Origin of the sequence: Pseudoalteromonas fuliginea, from assembly GCF_000690055.1 — a bacterium.
Lineage (GTDB): Bacteria > Pseudomonadota > Gammaproteobacteria > Enterobacterales > Alteromonadaceae > Pseudoalteromonas > Pseudoalteromonas fuliginea.
The window spans coordinates 1-1293 of record NZ_JJNZ01000119.1 but is presented as its reverse complement, the minus strand read 5'-3'; the positions used below and the strand labels follow the sequence as shown (position 1 = coordinate 1293).

The 1293-nt window shown below is 42.5% G+C and carries 1 protein-coding gene; it reads right to left on the bottom strand.

What is annotated here, in order from left to right:
* Window positions 1-62 precede the first annotated feature (62 nt).
* Window positions 63-1247, bottom strand: coding sequence for a M20/M25/M40 family metallo-hydrolase (locus tag DC53_RS00580; RefSeq protein ID WP_240474587.1), 1185 nt, complete (start codon window positions 1245-1247; stop codon window positions 63-65).
* Window positions 1248-1293 lie beyond the last annotated feature (46 nt).

The following is a 1293-nucleotide window of genomic DNA, read 5'->3' as shown; positions in this document are numbered from 1 at the left end:
TACGGTTACCCACGATGGGAGAAGCGCAAAATTTTCTGACAAAAATATGTGTCTGTCCTTTTTTACCCCTGGTTTGCCGCAAACGAAATATCAGCCGCACCTGCATTACGTGGATTGGCGGCTACTACTTTGTTGAAGCCTAAGTCGTGGCTTGCGTCGCTGTATAATTCTAATAGCTTTTTATTGCCATCAGTTAATGCCATTGGCGGGTAACCGTCTTCGAAAATAAGCTCTGCTTTACTGCCATCTAAGTTTTTAGCCACAATTTGTAGCATAACCCTTTTAGCGCTTTCTACCTGCTTTGGCGAAAGTGCGCGTAAATCACCTGCAACATGCACGGTTTGTGCTATTACATTACTTTTACCAAATGCCGTTGCTGACGAATTAGCACTGTCGTAGTCGGCATTTGTACCGCCCACAATAAGCCCTGGGTTAAATGTTAAATTAGGTTGCGTGGCAAGTTGCTCTCTAAAATCATTTAAAATGCGTGATACTTCGTAAATAGCGCCATATCCAACGCTTTCGCTAAATATTTGTGACGAATGCGCTGCATTTGCCGTTACGTTTAGCGTCCAGCCGGTATAACCACGGCGCGCCGCCATAGCTGTTTTTATATTGTTATCGCCATTTTCATAGCCAAGCGCTACGTCAGCCCAAACTGCCGCATCAACAATAGCTTGTTTAGATAAGCTAAGCGGGCGACCGCTGCTTTCTTCATCGCCAGTCAGTAACACTTTTATGCTTACATTTTCGAGTAAATTAAGGGCTTGTAAGCTTTTAAGTGCGGTAATTATTATCGTGTTACCGCCTTTCATATCGGCAACGCCTGGGCCACTGGCTGTATCGGTATCAAGCTGTTTGTAGGTAGTAAAGTTATCGTTTTTGGCAAATACCGTATCTAGATGGCCGATCATCAGTATTTTTATTGCATCGGGGCTTTTACTTTCATGTGTTGCCAGTACATGCCCTGCGCGGTTAAACGCACTGCCATCAAGCCATTCAACTTTAAAACCAATGGCTTTGAGCTGCTCGCTTGTCAGCGCACCTACTTTTTTTACACCTTCAATATTAAGCGACCCGCTATTAATATTTACGGCTTGCTCTATTTCTTGCAGTGCTTGGGGAATGTTTTTATCGACCTGTTTTACTATTTCACGCTCGTTTTTATCAAGCGCCGCATGGCTTGTAAGCGGTAAGGTACTAGCAAGTGTGAGAATAAGTGCATGGCTAAATTTAAAAAATGACATAACAGCATAATAAGTAAAAAATAAGAATATTTAATATGAAGTAAAA